This window comes from Aeromonas sp. HMWF016 (assembly GCF_963878195.1).
GTDB lineage: Bacteria > Pseudomonadota > Gammaproteobacteria > Enterobacterales > Aeromonadaceae > Aeromonas > Aeromonas lacus.
This window is the reverse complement of sequence record NZ_CAWNWX010000119.1, coordinates 1-1093: the sequence shown is the minus strand read 5'-3', so window position 1 is coordinate 1093 and position 1093 is coordinate 1. Positions and strand designations below refer to the sequence as shown.

Below are 1093 nucleotides of genomic sequence, written 5' to 3'. Positions count from 1 at the left end.
GAATAATAATCTCCCTGCGTTTGCAATGTATCTTTAACTCATCAGTTAATTTTTTTATGCAGTTGTAATGGGGTAATATTTTTTGGTATAACCATTCTCCTTTTTCTGTGGTTTGAACTCCATTTCGAGTTCTTTTTATAAGACGATCTCCAATTTTATGTTCTAATTCTCCTATGCCTCTGCTCATTGCTGATGGTGTAATAGATATTTTTTCTGATGCTTTTAAAAAACTACCCTCTTGAACAGCTGCAATGAATTGATTGACTTGTCTCGATAAGAACATAATAAAATTCCCGGAAATTTGATTATGCTGACTAATATTGAATTAGTACGATTAATTAAAGTTTCACATATTAGTCAACGCACACCTTCTTAACGAAGGCTCCAGATTATTTTAATTTGATTGCTTACGTTTTGACAGTTGAGTGTTTTTAAGAATGATGTAAACGACAATTAATCATTATTGTAGTTAACTTACACTATTTATATAAAAAGCAAGAATAGTTAAAGTTCAATTATTATACTAATGTTTATATGGTTTCCATGGCCATTTTATTATTTATCGATGACTGTCTAATTTTGGCCAAACACGTTGCCATATATGGTAAAGCAGGGTTCCCCCTAGGGTGCTACATAATCCCGAAATTAAGAGCGTCATAATGGTGCTTTGATTCATTTCAAAGCTATATAGCCCGCCGAGAAAACCGGTAAAACATGATATTACTATTTGTGACAGCGCAGCCATCCAACGCCAGCGACGTCCACCAGGTTTGATATCCATCAGATAACGTACTAGCCCCCCCCAAGCAGAAAAGAAACCGACGATAATCCATGAGATGCTTTGAGTGTCATTTGGAATCATTGAACCATTCATTATAGACCTCCACAAAAAACGCGTTAAATATAAATGCCCTATAACTGGCACAACGTTACAGGATGTAATTATTATAATTGATAAGACTTTATTAGAGGGTGAGTTTTTGTCACTCAAACATAATCAAATGTCACCTTTTAAAAGTTAAGATATCAACTTGTTACAAATTAATCTTACTGATGGTCAGGGCCTATTTTTGGTTGTATATCAACTTGGTTG

The 1093-nt window shown here is 34.1% G+C and carries 2 protein-coding genes; both read right to left on the bottom strand.

The annotated features are described in order from the left end of the window. A partial coding sequence (locus tag AACS24_RS20660; RefSeq protein WP_146181438.1) for a helix-turn-helix domain-containing protein occupies nucleotides 1-283 on the bottom strand: 283 nt, incomplete at its 3' end. 276 nt (nucleotides 284-559) lie between these two features. Further along, nucleotides 560-874, bottom strand: coding sequence for a phage holin family protein (locus AACS24_RS20655; RefSeq protein ID WP_108571851.1), 315 nt, complete (start codon nucleotides 872-874; stop codon nucleotides 560-562). Nucleotides 875-1093 lie beyond the last annotated feature (219 nt).